The sequence below is a fragment of the Rhodobacteraceae bacterium M385 genome (genome assembly GCA_025141835.1).
Taxonomy (GTDB): Bacteria; Pseudomonadota; Alphaproteobacteria; order Rhodobacterales; family Rhodobacteraceae; genus Gymnodinialimonas.
In genome coordinates this window covers 198,013-218,041 of record CP081102.1, presented here as the reverse complement: position 1 = coordinate 218,041, position 20,029 = coordinate 198,013, and the positions used below count along the sequence as shown (strand labels likewise).

The following is a 20,029-nucleotide window of genomic DNA, read 5'->3' as shown; positions in this document are numbered from 1 at the left end:
CACCGGGTTTTCGCATGTCGAAGCATCTTTGGGCGGTCCTTGGGGCCGCCCTTTTTTCATGCCTGATCGGGCCTGTCGCCGCACAGGATGTGGAATTGCGCTCGCTGGACGGGTCGGTAGAGCTTGAAGGCAACCTGATCTCTTACGACGGGGCGTTCTATCGCTTGGACACGGTCTATGGCGCGTTGACCGTATCGGCAGAAGGCGTGTCCTGCGCCGGACCGGGGTGCCCGGATTTGACCAACTTCGTGGCCGAAGCCCGCGTGGCAGGCACCGCAACGGTGGCCGAGGGGCTGTTGCCGGAGCTGTTAGAGGCCTTCGCGCAATCCCAAGGGATGCAGATAGTGGTGGAGGACGGGCCGATATACGTCTTGCACCGCGCCGATGGATCTGCGGCGGCGCGCTTCGCTGTGACGCCGGGCAGCACCGATGACGGGTTTCTGGCGCTGCTGAACGATGAGGCGGATATCGCGCTGGCCCTGCGCGAGCCTTCCCGCGCCGAAGTGGCCGCCTCCGAGGCCGCGAGCCCTGACGACCCGCCACTGGACGACCGGGTGCGCGTTTTGGCACTGGATGCGCTGGTGCCGGTGGTCTCTCCGCAGAACCCGATCGACGCGTTGTCACTGCCAGATGTGGCGCGGTTGTTTTCGGGAGAGGTGGTGAACTGGCAGGAATTAGGCGGCCCCGACGCGCCGGTCGCCTTGCATATGCTGGCCCCCGGCTTGGGCCTGTCGCAAGCCTTTGAGACACGGGTGCTGTTGCCCTCGGACGCCGAAGCGGGGCCAGAGATCATTCGCCACGACAGCGCCGAGGCCTTGGCGATTGCCGTCGCCCACGATGCCTATGCGGTGGGCATCACCGCGCGATCTGGCGTGGGCGCGGCCCGTGCGGTGCCGTTGGTCGGGCAATGTGGCTTCCCGCTCAGCGCCAGTGTCGATGCGGTAAAGGCCGAAGATTACCCCCTGACGGCACCGGTCTACATGTACCTTGCGCCCCGTCGCCTGCCGCTGCTGGTGCGGCAATTTCTGGCGTTTACGGAAACCGAACTGGCCGAAACCCATGTGGCGGAGGCGGGATTCGTGAACCAATTGCTGACCCGCACGCCGCTGGCATTGCAGGGAGAGAGGCTTGGCAACGCCATCCGCGCAGCGGGAGAGGATGTGGAACTGGACGATCTCCAGCATGTGATGGAGGTGTTGGGCACGGCTGAGCGCTTGTCCACGACACTGCGGTTCAACCCCGGCGGGGCGGAGTTGGACATTCAGTCCCGAGCCTCGGTCGGGCGGTTGGCTGCGGCGGTGGAGCGCGGGGTGTTTGACGGGCGTCAGCTGATTTTTGCGGGCTTCTCGGACAGTGACGGACCATCGGTGGTGAATGCACGGCTATCGCTGCGCAGGGCTGGGGTTGTGAGGGATGCTGTTGTGGCCGCAGGGATCGCGGGGAGCGAGCGGGTCGAGATGGTTTCCGTGGGCTTTGGGGAAGCGATGCCGATGGCCTGCGACGACACCGATTGGGGCCGAGCGGTGAATCGGAGGGTCGAAGTGTGGTTGGATTAGAGCGGGCGTTCCATGTGGTGTGAGCGGCGGACTGGGGCGCTGCCCCAGACCCCGGAGGTGTATTTGCCAAGATGAAGGAGGGAGCCGCGTTAGAGGTAACCTTCCGCCCGGAAGCTGAGTTCACGGGCTTTGCCGATAACGAGGTGATCGTGGATGGCGATGTTGAAGACACCGGCAGCATCGCGCATGGCGAAGGTCATTTGCACGTCAGCCTCGGAAGGAGTTGGGTCGCCTGAGGGGTGGTTGTGCACGAGGATCAGGGCCGTGGCGTTAAGTTCCAGGGCGCGTTTGACGACCTCACGGGGGTAGACGGGGACGTGATCAACGGTGCCGTTGGCTTGCGCCTCGTCCGCGACGAGGACGTTCTTACGATCCAGATAGAGGACGCGGAATTGTTCCAGATCGCGGTGGGCCATGGCGGTTTGGCAATAATCTAGCAGCGCATCCCAGGACGACAGGATTGGCTTCTGGATCACCTTGGCACGGGCCATGCGGTGGCCTGTCGCCTCGATCAGTTTGAGTTGGAAGATGACTTTGGCGCCGACGCCGTCCACCTCTTTCAGGCGAGCCTCGGGCGCGGCGAGGACGTGGTTGAGGTCGCCGAACTGGGCGATGAGGCGTTTGGCAAGCGGTTTGGTATCGCCCCGCAGGATTGCGCCGTAGAGGATCATTTCCAGCAATTCATAATCCGGCACGGCATCGGCGCCGCCTTCAGTAAAGCGCGCGCGCAGGCGATCGCGGTGTTTGAGGCGGTGATCTTCGGCCCCTTTAGAGGGGCCTGCGGCCTTGCGAGGCGCCACCGGGGCGGCGTCAACGAACCGAGGCGATGCCTCATCAAAGGAGAAGGTGGGTTGATCGGACATGGGCTTAGCTTGCAGCCAAATGGTTAACAGATCGTTAGCCCTACGAGTGCGCTTATTGGAACTGCCAACTGGACAACAACTGCCCGGTTAAGGTCTGAGCGAGAGACTCGGGGTTGGTGACGGGCACCAGATCGAGGTTGATGCTGGCAAGCGCCATGTACCCCGAGATGCGGTCCGGGTGCGGCAGGATGACCGCGCGCAGCATCATGTTATCGCCTGCGTCCTGATCATAATATCCCGCCACAAGCTGAAGCGCGCCCACCGCGTTACCCAGCTCAATCGCTTCAATCGCATAGATTTCAGCCTGCTCAAAGCGGCTTGCCCATTGCGGAAAGAGCTCTGTTTCCAAATAGCTGGCCGCGTAGATCCGACGCGCGTGGACCGGATTTTCGGCGTCTTCAAAAAGCGGCAGGCCGAACCCGGTGATCTGAATATCTTCCAGATAGGCACGAGGTTGCGACTGGGTCGCCTCTTGGTGGAAGCCAAAGACAACGGTGGCCCCAGTGCTTGGCGCGGCATCGCTGGCGACATGTAGACCGAAGTGCCCCGGCACGAGGAAGGTGACGGGCGTTCGCACGTCCACGCCGTGGGTCTCGGCGAAAAATTGATCGAGAGTGTAGGGCGCCATCTCGTCAAACGCCGCTATGGTCAGCGGGTTGAACGCGCTTCCCTCAGCACCCAATTGCACGGATTGGGCACTCGCAGGACCGGTGAGGCAAAGGGTGGCGAGCAGAACTGCAATGCGCATAAGAATATCCTAGGGTTTGAAGGCTCAAATCCTAGGGCAGGTCAGCGATCTGCGTCAAACCTTAGCCGTAGGTCGGGTGGAACCGGCCTGACGGAGAGAGGGTAAAGATCTCGAACCCGTCCGCTGTGACGCCGATGGAATGCTCGAACTGCGCGGACAGGGATTTGTCCCGTGTCACAGCCGTCCAATCATCGGACAGCACTTTGGTTTCCGGGCGCCCGAGGTTCAGCATCGGTTCAATGGTGAAGAACATGCCCTCTTCCAGCACGGGGCCCGTGCCGGGACGTCCGTAGTGCAGAACGTTGGGCGGAGAGTGGAACACCTGCCCCAGACCGTGGCCGCAGAAGTCACGCACAACGGACATGCGCTTGCCTTCGGCGAAGGACTGAATCGCGTAACCGATATCGCCAAAGGTCTTGCCGGGTTTCACCACTTCGATGCCTTTGAACAGCGCGTCATGGGTCACCTGGATCAACCGCTCGGCCTTGCGAGGCAAATTGCCCGCCACATACATCCGAGAGGTATCCCCGAACCAGCCATCCACAATCACCGTCACGTCGATATTCACGATATCGCCGTCCTTCAGCTTCTTTTCGCTAGGGATGCCGTGGCACACCACATGGTTGATGCTGATGCAGCTGGCATGCTTATAGCCACGATAGCCGATGGTGGCGGATTTGGCCCCGGCTTCATTCACCCAAGCCTCGATCTGCGCATCAAGGGCGGCGGTCGTGACACCGGGCACGACCAAAGGCGCGATCCGGTCCAGAATGTCAGCCGCCAGCGCACCCGCCTGGCGCATGCCGGCGAAATCTACGGTTTGGTGAATGCGGATGCCGTCCTTCGTCAGGCGGCCTTTGAAATCGTCCAAGGGAAGTCTCCATCGCCCGTGTCTTGGCCCTAAATAGGCCCGCTTTTCGCAAATTGCCAGTGATGGCTTAGGGCAAGCGCCCGCAGGTGCCTTAACCGGGGAATTGCCGGGCCGGATCAACGGGCATCGGGCCTGTCAGGGTGATGCCTTCGGTCGTGATATCGGTGCCGTGGCAGATAACCTCTACCCCCGCATCGCGGGCCGCGTCAAAGGCCTGCGCATAGGCCGGGTCCAAATCAGGGGCGAGGCGGAAGCGGCTGCAATCGGTGCGTTGCACCACATAAAGCATCACGGCCCGCCCCCCGGATTGTGCAATTTTCGTAAGCTCGCGCAGGTGTTTGGCCCCCCGCGCGGTCACGCAATCGGGAAACTCGGCCCAATCGCCCTCGCGCCGGAGGTGGCAATTCTTGACCTCCACATAGGCATCGGGGCGGCCCGGTTCCGACAAAAGGAAGTCGATCCGAGAGCTTTCATCCCCGTATTTCTGTTCCGGCTTAATGCTGGAGTAGCCAAGAAGCGCCTCAATCCGGCCCTCGGTCAGCGCTTCTTTCACCAAGGTGTTGGATAGGCCCGCATCGATGCCCGCAAAGTGCCCGTCGGGAAGCTCCACCAGCCGCCAGCCGTATTTCAGCTTCTTCTTTGAGTCGTCATTGGGCAGCAGCCAAATTCGCGCGCCGTCGTCCTTCAGGCCCAGCATTGCGCCGGGGTTGGGGCAATGGGCGGTGATCTCGGTCCCGTCGTCCAACACCGCATCAGACAGAAACCGTTTGTAACGGCGCAGAAGGCGGGCAGGAACAAGGGGGGATGGAAAGCGCATGAGGGGGGACGTATACCCACAGGCAACACAATCCAAGGGACTTGGAATATGGGCAACCCAACCGCCGCTATGCTTGTGATCGGGGATGAGATCCTTTCGGGCCGCACGCGCGATAGCAACATGCACCATCTGGCGCAGGCCTTGACGGATCACGGCATCACGCTGGCCGAGGCACGGATGATTAGTGACGATCACGCAGGCATTGTGCGCCATGTGGCCGAGCTGTCCGCCGCTTTCGACCATGTCTTCACCTCAGGCGGGATCGGGCCGACCCATGACGACATCACGGCAGAGGCTGTGGCCGAAGCAATGGGGGCCGCTTGCGGTATCCGCGACGATGCCCGTGCCATTCTGCAAGCCCATTACGACCGATCCGGGCAAGAGCTGAACGAGGCCCGCTTGCGCATGGCCCGTATCCCCGATGGGGCCAGCCTGATCGATAACCCGATCAGTGCCGCGCCGGGGTTCACCCTTGGCAATGTCCACGTCATGGCGGGCGTACCCACGATCTTCACCGCGATGCTGGCGGGGCTCTTGCCGTCGCTGACGGGCGGCGCGCCGATGGTCAGTGCCTCCTTGCGGGTTGAACGCGGCGAGGGCGACATCGCGGGGCCTCTGGGTGATTTGGCAGAGGCAAACCCGGACGTGTCCCTAGGCTCTTACCCCTTCACCCGGAACGGCATTCACGGCTCTAACGTGGTGGCCCGTAGCCAAGACGCGCAGGCCGTTGATCGTGTGATGGCATCCTTGCGTGCGCTGTTCCCCGAGGCGACCTGAGCAACCCCCATGAACATCACCGATATCCTTCCCGTTCTAGCCACCACTTGGCCGTCGGCCGAGACGCGCAGCGTTGGCCCTTTCACCGTTCCCTCCCCTGATCCTGGCGGCAACCGGGTCAGCGCCGCCCGCCTGACCGATCCAACTGCGAGGAGCGTCAGCGAGGAGGCGTTGGCCGACGCAGCCGCGGCGATGGTGGCCGAAGGCCGCGCGCCCTTGTTCCAAGTGCTCGATACGCAAGCCCCGCTGAACGCCATACTCGATGCGCAGGGCTATGCCGCCCGTGACCACACCGTCGCCATGGTCATCCCCGCCGCCGATCTTGCAGCCACACCGCCCCCCGTCACTGCATTTGATATCTGGCCGCCCCTCGCCATCCAGACCGAGATTTGGGACGCCGGTGGTGTTACGGCACCGCGCCGCGCCATCATGGAGCGCGCCGATTGCCCAAAGACGGCGCTGTTTGGCAGGGTGATCGACAAGCCGGCGGGCGTTGCCTACGTCGGCATCCATGGAGAAATCGCCATGCTTCACGCTCTAGAGGTCGCCCCCGTGGCGCGCCGCAAGGGAATGGGGGTTCACATGATGCGCACAGCGGCCAAATGGGCGGCAGACAATGGGGCGACGTGGCTTTCCATCCTCGTGACGCAACAAAACAAGGGTGCGCAACGGCTTTACACTTCCTTGGGGATGCAACCTGTGGGAACCTACGTCTATCGAGAGAAAGTAGGCGGAACAGCCCAGTGATATCTTCTCGCCCGTTCAACCGTCGCAACGCAGCTGTGCTGTGCATGGGGTTGGCTTGCCTACCGTCCTTGGCAAACGGGTTTGAGCTGGCATTTCCCGGCACCGCCGAGTTGATCACCTCCACCAGCGTGGCCGATGGGCGCCACCCCATCGCCTTGGGGCCTTGGTCCGAGGCCGGCTTGCCGTCCCACGATGCGCTTGGGGTCGTGCAACAGTTCACTTGGCAGGTGTCTGGCGCGGATATCACCACCGTTGCCCTGCTCTCTTCCCTCCGAGATCAGATCGAAACGCAGGGGTTTGAGACACAATTCACTTGCTTTGCCCGCGCCTGTGGCGGGTTCGATTTCCGCCATTCACTGCCCGTAGGGTCCGCCCCAGAAATGCATGTCGATCTGGGGGATTTCCACTACCTCTCGGCCACCTCCGATGATGGCGCATCCGAGGTTGCTTTGATGATCTCTCGTGGCGGATCAGTCGGGTTCGTGCATTTGGCCCTGATCCAGCCCCCGTCCGAGGCCGAAGACCCAGTTGTCCAATCCTCTCGTGGGCCTGATGTCGCCATCAGTGACGTCGCCCCCGACGCCCTGATTGCCCGCCTTTCCAGCGTCGGCTCTGCGCCATTGGACGATTTGCAGTTTGAAACCGGGGCCTCGCAGTTAAGCGGGGATGACTACGCCTCCCTGGCCGCGCTTGCGGTATATCTGGCCGAGAATCCCGCGCTTCATGTCGTACTTGTGGGACACACCGATGCGGCGGGCTCTTTGTCGGGCAACATCGCCCTGTCACGGGCCCGCGCGCTGGCGGTACGGACCTATCTGACCGAAGATCTCGGCGTTAACCCGGCGCAGGTCGAGGCGCAGGGCATCGGCTACCTCGCGCCCCGCGCCACCAATGCCACTCCAGACGGGCGCGAAGCCAATCGCCGCGTCGAAGTGGTCATCGCTGATCCTCAATAACAGGCTCTAACGTGCATGTTAGAGCCTGTTTTCAGACGCAAGCTCACCTGTCAGAACAGTCTCGATCCAAGTAGCCCTTCCCTTTCCCTTCCGAAACAAAAAATCCCGGAGGATGCACAGGGCATCCACCGGGATGAGTTGAGCTATCGGGGAGTAAGTTTGCAGAACGTCCCCAAACAGCGCGGCAAAAGGGGGATCACCAGTCTTCGGGGCCTTTGTCACGGAAGGCTTCGACGAGGTAATCAATGAAAGAGCGAACCTTTGGCTGGATGTAGCGGCCCGGTGGGTACACGGCGTAGACGCCTTGGACGTCCGTCGGCAGGTCCGGCATGGCGTCAACCAGCAGGCCCTGACGCATGGGTTCGGCATAGAGGAAACTGGGAAGGTAAGCGATGCCAAGCCCCCCCACAGCAGCATTCAACAGGCTTTGACCGTCGTTGACCGTCAACCACCCGGCGGTGCGCACCTGGCGCTGCTCACCCGAGGGGGCGGTCAGTTTCCAGACGTTGCCCGATGAGGCGTTGGAATAATGCAGCAGCTTGTGTTCGTTCAGGTCGTCGATCCGTTCGGGCCGGCCATATTCCTCGAAGTAGGAAGGGGCGGCGATCATGCGGCGCTGGGTCTCGCAAATCTTGCGGGCCATGAGCGAGCTGTCTTCCAACTCTCCCACGCGGATCGCCATGTCGAAGCCTTCTGAAATCAGCTCTACATAGCGGTTATTGAGGACCATGTTCACGGTAATTTCCGGGAAAGCATGGAGAAATTCGCCCAGAATAGGCGAGACATGATTAACGCCGAAATCTGTCGCAATAGAGACCCGCAGCGTGCCCGAAGGGGCGCTTTGCATGGCCGTCACAAGGGCATCTGCCTCACCTGCGTCGTTCAGAACACGGCGGGCGCGGTCATAGTAAGCCAGACCAATTTCCGTGGGACTAACCCGCCGGGTCGTGCGGTTCAACAGACGTGCGCCAAGGCGCGCCTCGAGAGAGGACACGTGTTTCGAAACAGCCGATTTAGAGATCCCCATTTTCTTGGCGGCATCTGTAAATCCACCTTGGTCCACCACGGTGGCGAAGGCTTCCATTTCTGTAAGACGATCCATACTCGTTCTGCCCTTATACTTGTTGTCAGACGTTCTGGCGTTGAATTGGGGCAAAAAAGGGATGGGGCTTTGTTCAAAGCGCGATTATTCCGCGGATCGTTCAAGGCACGGCAACAAAGGTTTACTCATTGTTTACGATTGCACCCGGATCACCGGTGGCATTAGCGTTCCGACAACAATCATCCGCAACAATCAGAGGGTTCACGATGAACTATGCTCTTGCCCGCGCTGAGATGGCCGCCGCTTTCCGCCTTACTGCCCGCGAAGATATGCACGAGGGGGTGGCGAACCACTTCTCCTTGGCGGTGAACGATTCGGGCACACAGTTCCTGATTAACCCTAAGAAACATTTCAGCGTGATGAAAGCGTCGGATCTTTGGGTGATAGATGCCGATGACCCCTCGACTATGGAAGGCGACGATGCGCCGGATCAGACGGCTTGGGGGCTGCATGCCTCCCTTCATCGGCGCGTGCCCCATGCACGCTGCGCGATGCATGTGCATTCGACCTATGCGACCGTCCTGGCGTCCTTACAGGATTCGCGGCTGCCCGCGATCGACCAGAACTCAGCCATTTTCCATAACCGACAGGTGGTGGATGAGAACTACGGCGGCCTGGCCCTGGAAGAAGAAGGGGAGCGCTGCGCAAGGTTGTTCCAAGACCCCAGCATCCGCACGATGATCATGGGCAACCACGGCGTGTTGTTCATCGGAGAGACCGTGGCCGAGACCTTTAGCCGGATGTATTACTTTGAACGCGCCGCAAGGAACTACATCATCGCGCTGTCAACCGGACGGGCGTTGAGAGAGTTGCCGGAAGAAGTGGCCGAGCTGACCGCACGCCAGATGGAGGCGGACGTGGGTGCGGACCAAGACGTGTTGGACGGGATGCGGGCCGTGCTGGACGCCGAAGGGTTGGACTACGCGGCTTAAAGGCGGCGAGTGCGGCGGATAGGGCGCGTATCAGAGCAGATGTTCCGGGCGGGGCTGGTGTTGGAGCCTCCGGCGGGAGTATTTTTGCCAAGGTGAATGAGGGAGCGTGGAGCACTTTGGCGAAACGGGCAGTGAAAAAGCGAACGGCGTCAAAGAAGACGGAGTCGCGCGCGCGTCGGTGGGCAAGGGTGTTTCGACGCTGGTTGCTGCGGGGCGCGTTCGGGCTGGCCGCGCTGATGTTGGTGTGGATCGTGCTATACGCCTTCGTGCCGGTGCCGACGACAATCTATATGCAGCAAGAGCGGGCGCGGTTGGGCGGGGTCGAGCGCGATTGGGTGGCGATGGAGGAAATCGCACCGGTTCTGGCGCGGTCCGTGGTGGCCGCGGAGGACGCGAATTTCTGTCTGCATTGGGGATTTGATATGTCCGCAATCCGCGATGCCATCGCCGAAGGTGCTGCCCGAGGCGGGTCTACGATCAGCCAGCAAACGGTGAAGAACGCGTTTCTGTGGCACGGGCGATCATGGGTGCGCAAAGCCTTGGAGGCGGCGATCACACCGGTGATGGAATTGCTTTGGCCTAAGCGGCGCGTGTTGGAAGTGTATCTGAACATCGCCGAATTCGCGCCCGGCGTATTCGGGGCAGAAGCTGGCGCACAACATCATTTCGGCGTCGCCGCAGCGGATTTAAGCGCCCGCCAAGCGGCATTGATGGCCGCGGTACTGCCGAACCCACAGCAGCGCAACGCCAGTGCCCCGTCGGACTTCGTGAGCCGCCGCGCGCGATCTATTGCAGACGGAGCGGCTACAATCCGCGCTGATGGCCGTGCCGATTGCTTTGCGAATTGATTTTTCCTGATCCAGATTGCAAAGACAGCAGGAACGCGAAAAAGAGCAGCCCCCCATGAACCGCCTCTATCATTTCCCATTGTCTCCGTTTTGCCGGAAGGTTCGTCTGATCCTTGCGGAGAAACGCATTGAGGTGGAGCTGGTGGATGAGAAGTATTGGGAGCCCTCCAACGAATTCCTGCGCCGCAATCCAGCAGGCAAGGTGCCGGTCCTGAAGATCGACGGGCTGACCTTGAGCGACAGTTCAGCCATCTGCGAATACATCGAGGAAACGGTGCCAGAGCCGTCTCTGATGCCGCGTGATCCGGTCGCAAGGGCCGAGGTGCGCAGGCTGGTGGCGTGGTTTGACGACAAGTTCTACAAGGAAGTCACCTGCAATCTGGTGCACGAGCGGGTCCACAAGAAGCTGATGCGGGGCGGGTATCCCGATGGCCGCGCGGTGAAGGCCGGGGCGCAGAACATCAAGTTTCACATTCACTATATGAATTGGTTGCTGGATCAGCGGCGCTGGCTGGCGGGCGACAAGATGACGATGGCGGATTTCACCGCTGCCGCGCATCTAAGCTGTCTCGACTACATATCCGATGTGGATTGGAGCCTGAGTGAGCCGGTGAAGGATTGGTACGCGACGATCAAATCTCGGCCCGCGTTCCGCTCGATCCTGGCGGACCAGATTTTTGGCTTCCCGCAGCCGCCCCACTACGCGAACCTCGACTTTTGAGCGCCTTGAAAGACGCCCTTCTGGCCGAATCCGTTGCGGCGGGTTTTGCCAAGATGGGTGTCTGTCGCCCCAATGCAGTGCCGGAAACCGCGGAACGCCTGAAGGCATTTGTGGACGCCGGATATCACGGGCAGATGGGCTGGATGGCAGAACGGATGCATTGGCGCGGCGATGCCAGCGCGCTTTGGCCCGAGGCGAAGTCGGTCATCATGCTGGCCGAGCCCTACGCGCCGGATATTGACCCGTTGGAGCCCCTGAAGGCGCAGGATTGCGCCACCATCAGCGTTTACGCTCAAGGGCGCGATTACCACGATCTGGTGAAGAAGCGCCTGAAGCGTGTGGGGCGCTGGCTGCTAGAGCAAGCGCCGGGGGAGCAGATTAAGGTGTTCGTGGACACCGCCCCCGTGATGGAAAAGCCGTTGGCACAGGCGGCGGGGCTTGGGTGGCAGGGAAAGCATACCAACCTGTTGGGGCGCGATTTGGGAAGCTGGTTCTTCTTGGGTGCGATCTTCACCACGATCGATCTGCCCGTCGACACGCCTGAGGCCGAGCATTGTGGCAGTTGCACGGCCTGCCTTGATATCTGCCCGACCGATGCCTTCCCCGCGCCCTTCCAACTGGATGCGCGCAAATGCATTTCCTATTTGACGATCGAACATAAAGGCCCCGTTGACGAGGACCTTCGCGCCAAGATGGGCAACCGGATATACGGCTGCGATGATTGCCTTGCCGCCTGCCCTTGGAACAAGTTCGCCCAGGCGGCGCGGGACATTCGCTATGCTCCGCGCGAGGGCATTCAATCGCCGCCACTGGCAGAATTGGCGACGCTGGATGATGCAGGCTTTCGGGAGCGATTCTCGGGCTCTCCGATCAAGCGGATTGGGCGGGATCGCTTTGTGCGCAATGTGCTTTATGCGATTGGCAACTCGGGCGATGCGGCGTTGGCGGCAGCGGCGAATCCCTTGGTGAATGATCCCGATGCGGCGGTGGCAGATGCCGCCCGGTGGGCAGTGGAGAGGTTACAATGAAGCTTCTGATATTCGGCTACGGGTTTTCGGCCAAAGCCTTCGCCAAGGCCGCGCCCGATGATTGGGAGATCATCGCCACCACGCGCTCGGCGGAAAAGGCGGCCCAAATGCAGGGCGTCACGCCGCGCATCTTCCCCGGCGATGACCTACGCCAGGATGTGGCAGAGGCGACCCATATCCTGATCTCTGCCGGGCCGCAGGACGGGCGTGATCCGGTGCTGGCCGAACTGCGTGATGCCTTCGCGGCGGCCAAGCCCGAATGGGTCGGCTACCTGTCCACTACGGGCGTCTACGGCGACCATCAGGGGGGCTGGGTGACGGAAGACACGCCGCTGACCCCCACCAGCGTCAGGGGTGAGGCTCGCGTCGCGACCGAGGGTGAATGGCTGGAGCTCTACCGAGACCACGGGTTGCCAGTGCATATCTTCCGCCTTGCGGGCATCTATGGGCCGGGGCGCGGGCCGTTTGCCAAGGTGCGCAGCGGCAATGCGCGGCGGGTCGTGAAAGAGAATCAGGTGTTCAGCCGCACCCATATCGACGACATCGCGCAGGTGCTTCTGGCCTCTATCGCGCGGCCCAACCCCGGTGCGGCCTATAACGTTTGTGACGACCAACCCGCCCCGCCCCAAGACGTGATCGCCCATGCGGCCAAACTACTGGGTCTGCCGATTCCCCCGGAGGTTGCCTTTGAAGACGCCGAAATGACGCCCATGGGCCGCAGCTTCTATTCCGAATCCAAGCGGGTCGATAACACCCGAATTAAGGAGGAATTGGGGGTAAAACTGCTCTACCCTGACTACGACACCGGACTAACTGCGCTTCTTTCCGCTGAACGCGAAGGCTAACCCTCGCATCGGGCGCGGACTTCGGGTTAACAGGGGCAAACCCCGATAGGTGAACAAACCATGCGTTTCATTTTGATTGCTATTCTCACTCTGGCCGCCCTGACGGGCTGTTCACGGTTCATCGAATATGATGGACCAGAGGTGACGCGCATTGTCGTCTATAAGAACGACCGCATCATGTTCCTGATGCACAACGACGAAATCCTTGAAACCTACGAGATCGAGTTGGGCTTTGCCCCCGAAGGTCACAAGCTGGAAGAAGGCGACGGCCGCACGCCTGAGGGTGAATACATCATCGACCGACGCAATCCGAACAGTCAGTGGTATCTGTCCATTGGGATCAGCTACCCCAATGCCGAAGACATCGCTCAAGCCCGTGCCCGTGGCGTCAGCCCCGGTGGGGATATCTTCATTCACGGCACGCCACGCCCGTTCCGGCGAACCGATGATTGGACCGTGGGCTGTATCGCCGTGACCAACGCCGAGATGCGCCAGATTTATGCGATGGTGGATAACGGAACACCGATCTCCATCTATCCGTAGATCTGCCGTAAGAATCACCCCCCAGCGGCTTGATTCGGCGGCCTTCTCCGGGCGTAAAAGCGCCATAGAATGCGCTCATTCGGGCAGAAATCGTGCCAAAAACGCCTTTAGTTAAAGGGCGATGGGTAGAAGTGTTGCTAATTTGACGACATGGCCCGTTTCCGATGGTGGCGGGAATTTCGCCAGCATTGCAATCAAACCGGGTTGCTGCTTAAAGAAAAGTACGAGGTACAGTCTTGGGTGCCCCAACCTGCGCATAGTGCGCAAAAGGGGCGTATCTTATAAGGATATTTACTATGAAAAAACTCGCTCTCGCTGCTGCACTGTCTGTTGTCGCCACTGGCGCATTCGCAGGCGGTTACGTTGCTCCTACGGTCGTTGAGCCCGTAGTCATCGTTGAAGACACTGGTTCTTCCGCTGGCGGCATCTTGGTTCCAGCCATCGCAGTTCTGCTGCTGGTTCTGGCACTGCACCACTCCTGATCCGCGGATCAGAACTTACGATTTGAATTGGCGCTGCCTTCGGGTGGCGCCTTTTCTTTTCTGCAACACCTTTAATTTCTGTTGCAGAGAATATTGAACAGCCTGTTGCAACACTGGGGGCCGAAAGGCTAATCATCTTGCCAAGGTCTTAAATATATCTGCCCAACCTACGCATACTGCGTGAAACCGGGCTAAGGAGAATACTATGAAAAAACTCGCTCTCGCAGCCGCTCTTTCCGTTGTCGCAACTGGCGCATTCGCTGGTGGTTATGTTGCCCCTACGGTTGTTGAGCCCGTAGTCATCGTTGAAGACACTGGTTCTTCCGCCGGCGGCATCCTGGTTCCAGCTATCGCAGTTCTGCTGCTGGTTCTGGCTCTGCACCACTCCTGATCCGCGGATCAGACACGAATTTGGAAAGGCGCGACCCGCAAAGGTCGCGCCTTTTCTTTTGCGATAACGGTATCTTAGGTGCGTTCAGCCGGGACGGTGCTTACAGACCGGCCTCGGCCTCAATCTGTTTACGAGACTTGCGCGCGCGCTCGGTCGCAGACTTCAACTGACCACAGGCGGCCATGATATCTTCCCCGCGCGGCGTGCGGATCGGAGAGGCATAGCCCGCCTTGTAGACGATATCGGCAAACGCCTCGATTCGGGCCCAATCGGACCGCTCGTAGGGGGCGCCGGGCCATTCGTTAAACGGAATCAGGTTGATCTTGGCGGGGATGCCCTTGATCAGCTTCACCAGACGCCGGGCATCTTCATCGGTGTCGTTCACGTCCTTCAACATCACATATTCAAAGGTGATCCGCTCACTGTTGGAGACCTTCGGATACTCCCGCAGAGCGCCCAAAAGCTCTTCAATATTCCAACGCTTGTTGATCGGCACCAGCTTGTCGCGGACCTCATCGGTGGTGGCATGGAACGACACGGCCAGTTGGCAGCCGATCTCCTGCGCCGTCTTGGCGATCTCGGGCACAACGCCCGAGGTGGAAAGGGTGATCCGGCGGCGGGACAGGGAAATCCCCTCGGGGTCCATCGCAATTTTCATCGCGTCGCGGACATTCTCGAAGTTATAAAGCGGCTCTCCCATGCCCATCAGCACGATGTTCGACACCAGACGCGGCTTGGCATCGCTGCCTTCGCCTGTGGGCACCCATTCGTCCAGATCATCGCGGGCCAGCATGACCTGACCAATGATCTCTCCAGCGGTCAGGTTACGCACCAACTTCTGGGTGCCTGTGTGGCAGAACGAGCACGTCAGGGTGCAGCCCACCTGGCTGGAAATACACAGCGTCCCCCGATCCACTTCGGGGATGTAGACCACCTCAACCTCATGCCCACCAGCGATGCGCACCAGGTACTTCCGTGTGCCGTCGGCGCTAACCTGCTTGGACACAACCTCGGGCACATCGGCCACAAAGGTCTCTGCCAGCATGGCGCGGTAATCTTTGGAAAGGTTGGTCATCTGCGCAAAGTCGCGCACGCCCTTCTGATAGAGCCACTGCCAAATCTGCCCCATCCGCATCTTTGCCTGCTTCTCTGGGGTTCCCGCCTCGATCAATGCGGCACGCAAGCCATCCCGGGTCAGTCCGATCAAGTTGACCGGCCCGTCGGGCAGTTTACGAGGGAACGTGCGAACGTCCTGCGTGATAGGGGCGTTGGCAGAAACAGGGGCAGTCATGACGACACTCCTTTGAGGAACGGTCTTTCAAGAAGCGCCTTCCATATAGGAGGCCGCCCCTCCGCGCAAATCAATCACGGCACGTCAGTTACTGGAGGCGCACCGAACCGAGGCGTCATCCATCGCGCGCGAAAAACCCTGAAGGTCGAAGGTATCCACAACCTCTGTGCCGCGGGTGGAGGTGGCGGTTAGCACCGCTTCCGCTCCGTCACGCATGGCGGCGATGATCCGCGCATCGTCGTCTGGCGACCCGGCCCAAGCCATCGGGCCTTCGGTGAACAGCGCAAACGTCTGATCGCCCACCACGACAGTCACATCGCTGCCGGCCGCGAATTGATACCCGCCAGTGTAGCTGATTTCACCCAGCCGCCCATCTTCAGGCCAATAGGAGACGAACATCAGAACCGTGTCACGGCTGATGTTGCCCGACACATCCGTCCCGTTGCGCGAGGCGGTCGTCCCCGAGGGAGGCGACACAACCCAGCAACGCGCCGGATCTTCCTGCACATAGACAGGCCAAGGGGTATCAGTGGTTTGCGCAAACCCGGGAATCGCCGTGCAAAGACCCAAGGCCAGCACGATCACGCCGCTCACTCCAGTTTTCATGGCGATGTCAGTTCCCGCAACGTGTCTCGGCGTCTTCTACCGCAGCCGTGAAGCCCAGCAGGCTAAACGTGTCCTGCGTCTGGGTGCCCCGCGACGAGCGTGCCGTCAGCACAGCCTCTGCGCCCCGCTTCATGGCGGTGATGATCCGGTCATCGTCCTGTGGCGACGCCGCCCAAGCCATTTCGCCATCGGTGAACAGCTCAAACGAGGTGCTGCCGATCGACATCGTCACGGTGGAGCCATCGGCGAATGGATAGCCGCCCGTGAAGCTGACTTCGCCCAAACGCTCTTGGCCGGGCCAGAACGACACGAACATCAGGATTTCGCCGCGCCGAACCGACACCACACGGCCGTCGCGTGTGTTCACTGTCTCAGACGGCGTGGAAACGACCCAGCACTGCGTTGGGTCATCTTCGACGAACACGGACCAATCGGTCTCGGCGTTCACCCGGTTAGTTGATTCGTCCTGCGCAAACGCGCCTGTGGCCGAAAGGGCCAGTGCGCCCGCCAGAATACCAGCAAGATATGTCTTCATGAGTAAGAGCCTCCAGCCCCTTCGCTGCCTCTGGTCGGCGCCCGTTTTTTAGGTCATCACAAAAGATGGGGCGTCCGACCGTAATTGCCCGTTAACGTAGACGAAAGACGCGGTTGAAAAAAGCCCCGTGTGCGGAAATTCGCCGGGATGTGAACGGAGTAGGAGCAAATGACGATGACAAAGAACGCAACCGAGGTGTTGGTCGAGGTTCACAGAGGCCCGATTCTAGAATGTTCGCACCAAGGACACGTCGCAATTTGGCGTCACGGAGAGGGTCTAATCGGGGGAATCGGTGACACGGAAGCCCGGATTCTCCCGCGTTCGTCCTCGAAAATGATCCAGGCCCTGCCGCTGGTGGAAAGCGGCGCTGCCGATGCGCGAGGATTGACCCCGGAACATCTGGCGCTGTCTTGCGCATCCCATCAGGGGGCCGCGATCCACACCGACCGCGTGAGCGCTTGGCTTGCCGATATTGGCATGTCCGAATCTGATTTTCGGTGTGGCGTGCAATGGCCCAACGATGTGCCCGCCCGCGACGCGCTGATTTGTTCCCAATGCGGGCCGGACCAACGGCACAACAATTGCTCGGGCAAACACACAGGGTTCCTGACCTATAGCCAGCATGTGGGCGCGGGGCCGGAATACATCGACCCGTCACACCCCCTTCAAGCCGCCATTAGCGAGGCTTGGGACGACCTGACCGATGAACCCAACCCCGAATTCGCCATCGACGGCTGTTCCGCCCCGAACTTTGCCACACGCCTGTCAGGCCTTGCCCGTGCCATGGCGGCATATGCCGCTGCCACCCCCGATGGCGGTACGCGCCAAGCGGCGATGGTGCGTCTGCGTGAAGCGATGATGTTGCACCCCGATCTGGTCGCCGGAGAGGGCCGCGCTTGCACCCGCCTGATGCGCGCCATGGGCAAGCGTGCCGCAATCAAGACCGGGGCCGAGGGCGTTTTCATCGCCATCATCCCCGAGCTGAAAATCGGCGTCGCCCTAAAGATTGCCGATGGTGCCACCCGTGGGTCCGAGGCGGCGATTGCCCACATTCTTGGCACGCTTGGGGTTCTGGACCCGCAACACCCCGAGGCGCTTGCCTTCACCCACGGTCCGATCCGCAACTGGAACGGGATTGAGACAGGTCACTACCGCATTGCCGACGCGCTGACTGGGTTGCAGCTGTAACCATCAGCAAAAGCCGCCTCGATCTTGCTGTGGATCACATCCTTTTTCAGGGGCTTGGTGATGTAGTCATCAAGCCCCGCGGCAAGTATACGCTCCCGGTCGCCCTCTACGGCATGGGCTGTCATGGCGATGATTTGCACCCTTGGTAGACCCTGTTCCGCCTCATAGGCTCTGATTTGTTGCGAAGCTTCCAGCCCGTCCAACTTGGGCATGGAGATATCGGTCATCACCAAATCCGGCACGTCGCGTTTGTAGGCATCAACCAGTTCAACGCCGTTGTTGGCGATTTCCAGGTCCAGTTCCAACCCCTTCAACATCGCTTTGAACACAAGCTGGTTGGTCTTGTTGTCTTCCGCTGCCAGAAGCCGCAGCGGCTTGGCTCGCCTTTGTTCTTTTCTGTCTGCCACGATATTTGCGGCGTCAGGCGGTTCCCACAATAGCTGCCTCCGAAACGCGGCAAGCCCTTCATGCATTGCGCAACTCTCGAATCCCTTGGGGGTGTTTTCTGCCGGTTGCACACATAGACGCGGGCCGTTGAAACCGCCCCCGTCCAAGGCGGCGCTGACCTGTTCTGCGCCGATGCTCTGGTCGCACAGCACCACCGCAGCCGTCCCTTCCAGATCGCGCGGTGTGGGCAGCCGCCTGATCTGCGTCGTTTCTGCGTGAAGCCGCCCAAGGGCGGCGAACAACTGCGCCTCAAGGTCAGCGCATTGCCCGATCAACAGCACCCGCGATTTTTCCAAGGGCAGGCCCGCAACTGGCCCTTCCTCCCCCTCCGGGTCGGCCTTCAACGCGATTTTGAACCCGAAGGCAGAGCCTTTTCCAAGCTCGGATTCCAACCACATCTCTCCGTTCATCAGATCAATGAGCCGCTTGGTAATCGCAAGGCCAAGCCCGGTGCCGTCGTGGCGGCGGTTCTGGTCATCTTCGACCTGATTAAACTCCCCAAACACATGGGCCTGCTTATCCGCTGCAATCCCCGCGCCCGTGTCTTCAACCACGACAGACACCTCCAGCGTGTCACCGGGGTCGAACGAGGGCATCGCCATAACATGGACCGTCACATGGCCCTTTTCGGTAAACTTCACGGCGTTCCCGATAAGGTTGATCAGAATCTGCCTGATCCGCCCCGGATCACCGATCAACCGTCGAGGCAGGAAAATGTCGTAGTCCAGCACAAGCTCCAGCTCCCTTTCGCCAATGCTGGGTTCCAACAGGCGGAAAATCTCACGCAGTAGGGCGTTGAGGTCGAAGCTTTCTTCCTGAAGCACGAGCTTACGTGCTTCGATCTTCGAGAAATCAAGGATGTCGTTGATGATCACCAACAACGCCTCCCCCGAACTGCGGATGGTATTGGCAAACATCTGCTGTTCTTCGTTCAACGGCGTTTCTTGCAGCAGTTCCGCCATCGAGACGACGCCGTTCATCGGCGTTCTGATTTCATGGCTCATGTTGGCGAGAAAATTGGATTTCGCCCGATTCGCCGCCAATGCGGCATCGCGCGCCTCGGCCAGTTCCCGTTCGCGGCGAATGTTGCCAGTAATATCGACCGCCAAAGACACGAAATCGCCTTGCGGGGTCTGTTTGTCGTTCAGCCGAATATAGGCGCCGTTCCACAGTTTAATATCGACCTTAGGGATCGGGTCCATTTCCCAACGGGCAATCATCTGGTCCACCCAGTCTTCCGGGTCTTCGCCTTGCAGATCAACGATCCCCTCTTCCACCCCGATGCGAAGAATCGCCTCGTAGGTGGCGCCCTCCGTCACATCGGCGACACCATCAAAAATCGAAAAGAAGGCCGAGTTTGCCGCGACCAGACGCCAATCGCGATCAAAGATCGCAAAGCCATCTTCCGTTGCTGTCAACGCATCCCACAATCGCCGCTGCGCCGTGACCGCCCGTTCAGTCGCCACCTCTAACTGCGCTTCGGTCTTTACCGACAAACCCTTGAGCGCTGCATTTTCTTCACGTTGTTCAATGACTTGCGTAGACAGCGCCGTGGCGTGTTCCGCCAGCTTTCGGTTTGCTGAATAAAGCTCCTCCGACCGTAGGGCGAGCAGTTGCTCGGCCTGTAGGCGGGCACGCCTTTCCTGCGCCATCTTGTCGTTGAAATCTCTCGCCGCCATCGGGTGAAGTCCTGCACGTTTCAGACCCGCCCGTTTTGCGGCAACTTGCTGAACAT

General features: G+C 60.4%; 22 protein-coding genes. 13 read left to right on the top strand and 9 right to left on the bottom strand.

What is annotated here, in order from left to right; all coding sequences use genetic code 11:
• Positions 1-14: 14 nt before the first annotated feature.
• A complete protein-coding gene (locus tag K3728_01020) occupies positions 15-1,556 on the top strand; it encodes a substrate-binding domain-containing protein (protein ID UWQ95860.1) in 1,542 nt (513 codons plus the stop codon).
• 89 nt (positions 1,557-1,645) lie between these two features.
• Here the strand turns inward: K3728_01020 and radC are convergent, their stop codons facing one another.
• The 4 genes from radC to sfsA all read right to left on the bottom strand — a co-directional run bounded on the left by radC (position 1,646) and on the right by sfsA (position 4,855).
• Positions 1,646-2,419: a DNA repair protein RadC gene (gene radC, locus K3728_01015; protein UWQ95859.1), complete on the bottom strand. Its 774-nt coding sequence runs from the start codon at positions 2,417-2,419 to the stop codon at positions 1,646-1,648.
• A gap of 52 nt (positions 2,420-2,471) precedes the next feature.
• The gene (locus K3728_01010; GenBank protein UWQ95858.1) at positions 2,472-3,167 is read right to left on the bottom strand and encodes a hypothetical protein; all 696 of its coding nucleotides are present in this window, start codon (positions 3,165-3,167) and stop codon (positions 2,472-2,474) included.
• Between the two features lie 61 nt (positions 3,168-3,228).
• On the bottom strand, positions 3,229-4,038 hold the full coding sequence (gene map, locus K3728_01005) for a type I methionyl aminopeptidase (protein ID UWQ95857.1): 810 nt from the start codon (positions 4,036-4,038) through the stop codon (positions 3,229-3,231).
• Positions 4,039-4,129: 91 nt separating this feature from the next.
• Positions 4,130-4,855: a DNA/RNA nuclease SfsA gene (sfsA, locus tag K3728_01000; protein ID UWQ95856.1), complete on the bottom strand. Its 726-nt coding sequence runs from the start codon at positions 4,853-4,855 to the stop codon at positions 4,130-4,132.
• Between the two features lie 48 nt (positions 4,856-4,903).
• Here sfsA and K3728_00995 point away from each other — a divergent pair, with 48 nt between their 5' ends.
• Genes K3728_00995 through K3728_00985 form a run of 3 tightly spaced genes read left to right on the top strand, consistent with a single transcriptional unit; the run spans position 4,904 to position 7,335 of the window.
• Positions 4,904-5,632, top strand: a complete 729-nt coding sequence (locus tag K3728_00995; protein UWQ95855.1) for a competence/damage-inducible protein A — start codon at positions 4,904-4,906, stop codon at positions 5,630-5,632.
• Positions 5,633-5,641: 9 nt separating this feature from the next.
• Positions 5,642-6,379, top strand: a complete 738-nt coding sequence (locus K3728_00990) for a GNAT family N-acetyltransferase (protein ID UWQ95854.1) — start codon at positions 5,642-5,644, stop codon at positions 6,377-6,379.
• Entirely contained in the window at positions 6,376-7,335 is a 960-nt protein-coding gene (locus tag K3728_00985) for an OmpA family protein (protein UWQ95853.1), read from the top strand. Before K3728_00990 ends, K3728_00985 begins: the two co-directional genes overlap by 4 nt.
• Before the next feature lie 196 nt (positions 7,336-7,531).
• On the opposite strand, the gene K3728_00980 is transcribed toward K3728_00985, so the two are convergent.
• A complete protein-coding gene (locus tag K3728_00980; protein UWQ95852.1) occupies positions 7,532-8,437 on the bottom strand; it encodes a LysR family transcriptional regulator in 906 nt (301 codons plus the stop codon).
• A 206-nt stretch (positions 8,438-8,643) separates the two neighbouring features.
• Here K3728_00980 and K3728_00975 point away from each other — a divergent pair, with 206 nt between their 5' ends.
• From K3728_00975 to K3728_00940, 8 genes are all read left to right on the top strand, one after another.
• Positions 8,644-9,369 carry a class II aldolase/adducin family protein gene (locus K3728_00975; protein UWQ95851.1) on the top strand — a complete coding sequence of 242 codons (726 nt, stop codon included), beginning with the start codon at positions 8,644-8,646 and terminating at the stop codon, positions 9,367-9,369.
• Positions 9,370-9,485: 116 nt separating this feature from the next.
• A complete protein-coding gene (gene mtgA / locus K3728_00970; GenBank protein UWQ95850.1) occupies positions 9,486-10,217 on the top strand; it encodes a monofunctional biosynthetic peptidoglycan transglycosylase in 732 nt (243 codons plus the stop codon).
• 55 nt (positions 10,218-10,272) lie between these two features.
• Positions 10,273-10,938: a glutathione S-transferase family protein gene (locus K3728_00965; protein UWQ95849.1), complete on the top strand. Its 666-nt coding sequence runs from the start codon at positions 10,273-10,275 to the stop codon at positions 10,936-10,938.
• Positions 10,935-11,966: a tRNA epoxyqueuosine(34) reductase QueG gene (queG, locus tag K3728_00960; protein ID UWQ95848.1), complete on the top strand. Its 1,032-nt coding sequence runs from the start codon at positions 10,935-10,937 to the stop codon at positions 11,964-11,966. The genes K3728_00965 and queG overlap by 4 nt, the downstream gene beginning before the upstream one ends.
• Positions 11,963-12,811: an SDR family oxidoreductase gene (locus K3728_00955; GenBank protein UWQ95847.1), complete on the top strand. Its 849-nt coding sequence runs from the start codon at positions 11,963-11,965 to the stop codon at positions 12,809-12,811. The genes queG and K3728_00955 overlap by 4 nt, the downstream gene beginning before the upstream one ends.
• Before the next feature lie 60 nt (positions 12,812-12,871).
• On the top strand, positions 12,872-13,354 hold the full coding sequence (locus K3728_00950) for a L,D-transpeptidase family protein (protein UWQ95846.1): 483 nt from the start codon (positions 12,872-12,874) through the stop codon (positions 13,352-13,354).
• Positions 13,355-13,650: 296 nt separating this feature from the next.
• The gene (locus K3728_00945) at positions 13,651-13,836 is read left to right on the top strand and encodes a hypothetical protein (protein ID UWQ95845.1); all 186 of its coding nucleotides are present in this window, start codon (positions 13,651-13,653) and stop codon (positions 13,834-13,836) included.
• A 205-nt stretch (positions 13,837-14,041) separates the two neighbouring features.
• A complete protein-coding gene (locus K3728_00940) occupies positions 14,042-14,227 on the top strand; it encodes a hypothetical protein (protein ID UWQ95844.1) in 186 nt (61 codons plus the stop codon).
• 100 nt (positions 14,228-14,327) lie between these two features.
• Here K3728_00940 and rlmN read toward each other — a convergent pair whose 3' ends face one another.
• The 3 genes from rlmN to K3728_00925 form a co-directional block, all read right to left on the bottom strand.
• A complete protein-coding gene (rlmN, locus tag K3728_00935) occupies positions 14,328-15,518 on the bottom strand; it encodes a 23S rRNA (adenine(2503)-C(2))-methyltransferase RlmN (GenBank protein ID UWQ95843.1) in 1,191 nt (396 codons plus the stop codon).
• Positions 15,519-15,602: 84 nt separating this feature from the next.
• A complete protein-coding gene (locus K3728_00930) occupies positions 15,603-16,124 on the bottom strand; it encodes an invasion associated locus B family protein (GenBank protein UWQ95842.1) in 522 nt (173 codons plus the stop codon).
• Positions 16,125-16,131: 7 nt separating this feature from the next.
• A complete protein-coding gene (locus tag K3728_00925) occupies positions 16,132-16,659 on the bottom strand; it encodes an invasion associated locus B family protein (GenBank protein ID UWQ95841.1) in 528 nt (175 codons plus the stop codon).
• Positions 16,660-16,833: 174 nt separating this feature from the next.
• On the opposite strand from K3728_00925, the gene K3728_00920 reads away from it, so the two are divergent.
• Positions 16,834-17,847 carry an asparaginase gene (locus K3728_00920; GenBank protein UWQ95840.1) on the top strand — a complete coding sequence of 338 codons (1,014 nt, stop codon included), beginning with the start codon at positions 16,834-16,836 and terminating at the stop codon, positions 17,845-17,847.
• Here K3728_00920 and K3728_00915 read toward each other — a convergent pair.
• Positions 17,808-19,973, bottom strand: a complete 2,166-nt coding sequence (locus tag K3728_00915; protein ID UWQ95839.1) for a response regulator — start codon at positions 19,971-19,973, stop codon at positions 17,808-17,810. The genes K3728_00920 and K3728_00915 overlap by 40 nt on opposite strands.
• Positions 19,974-20,029 lie beyond the last annotated feature (56 nt).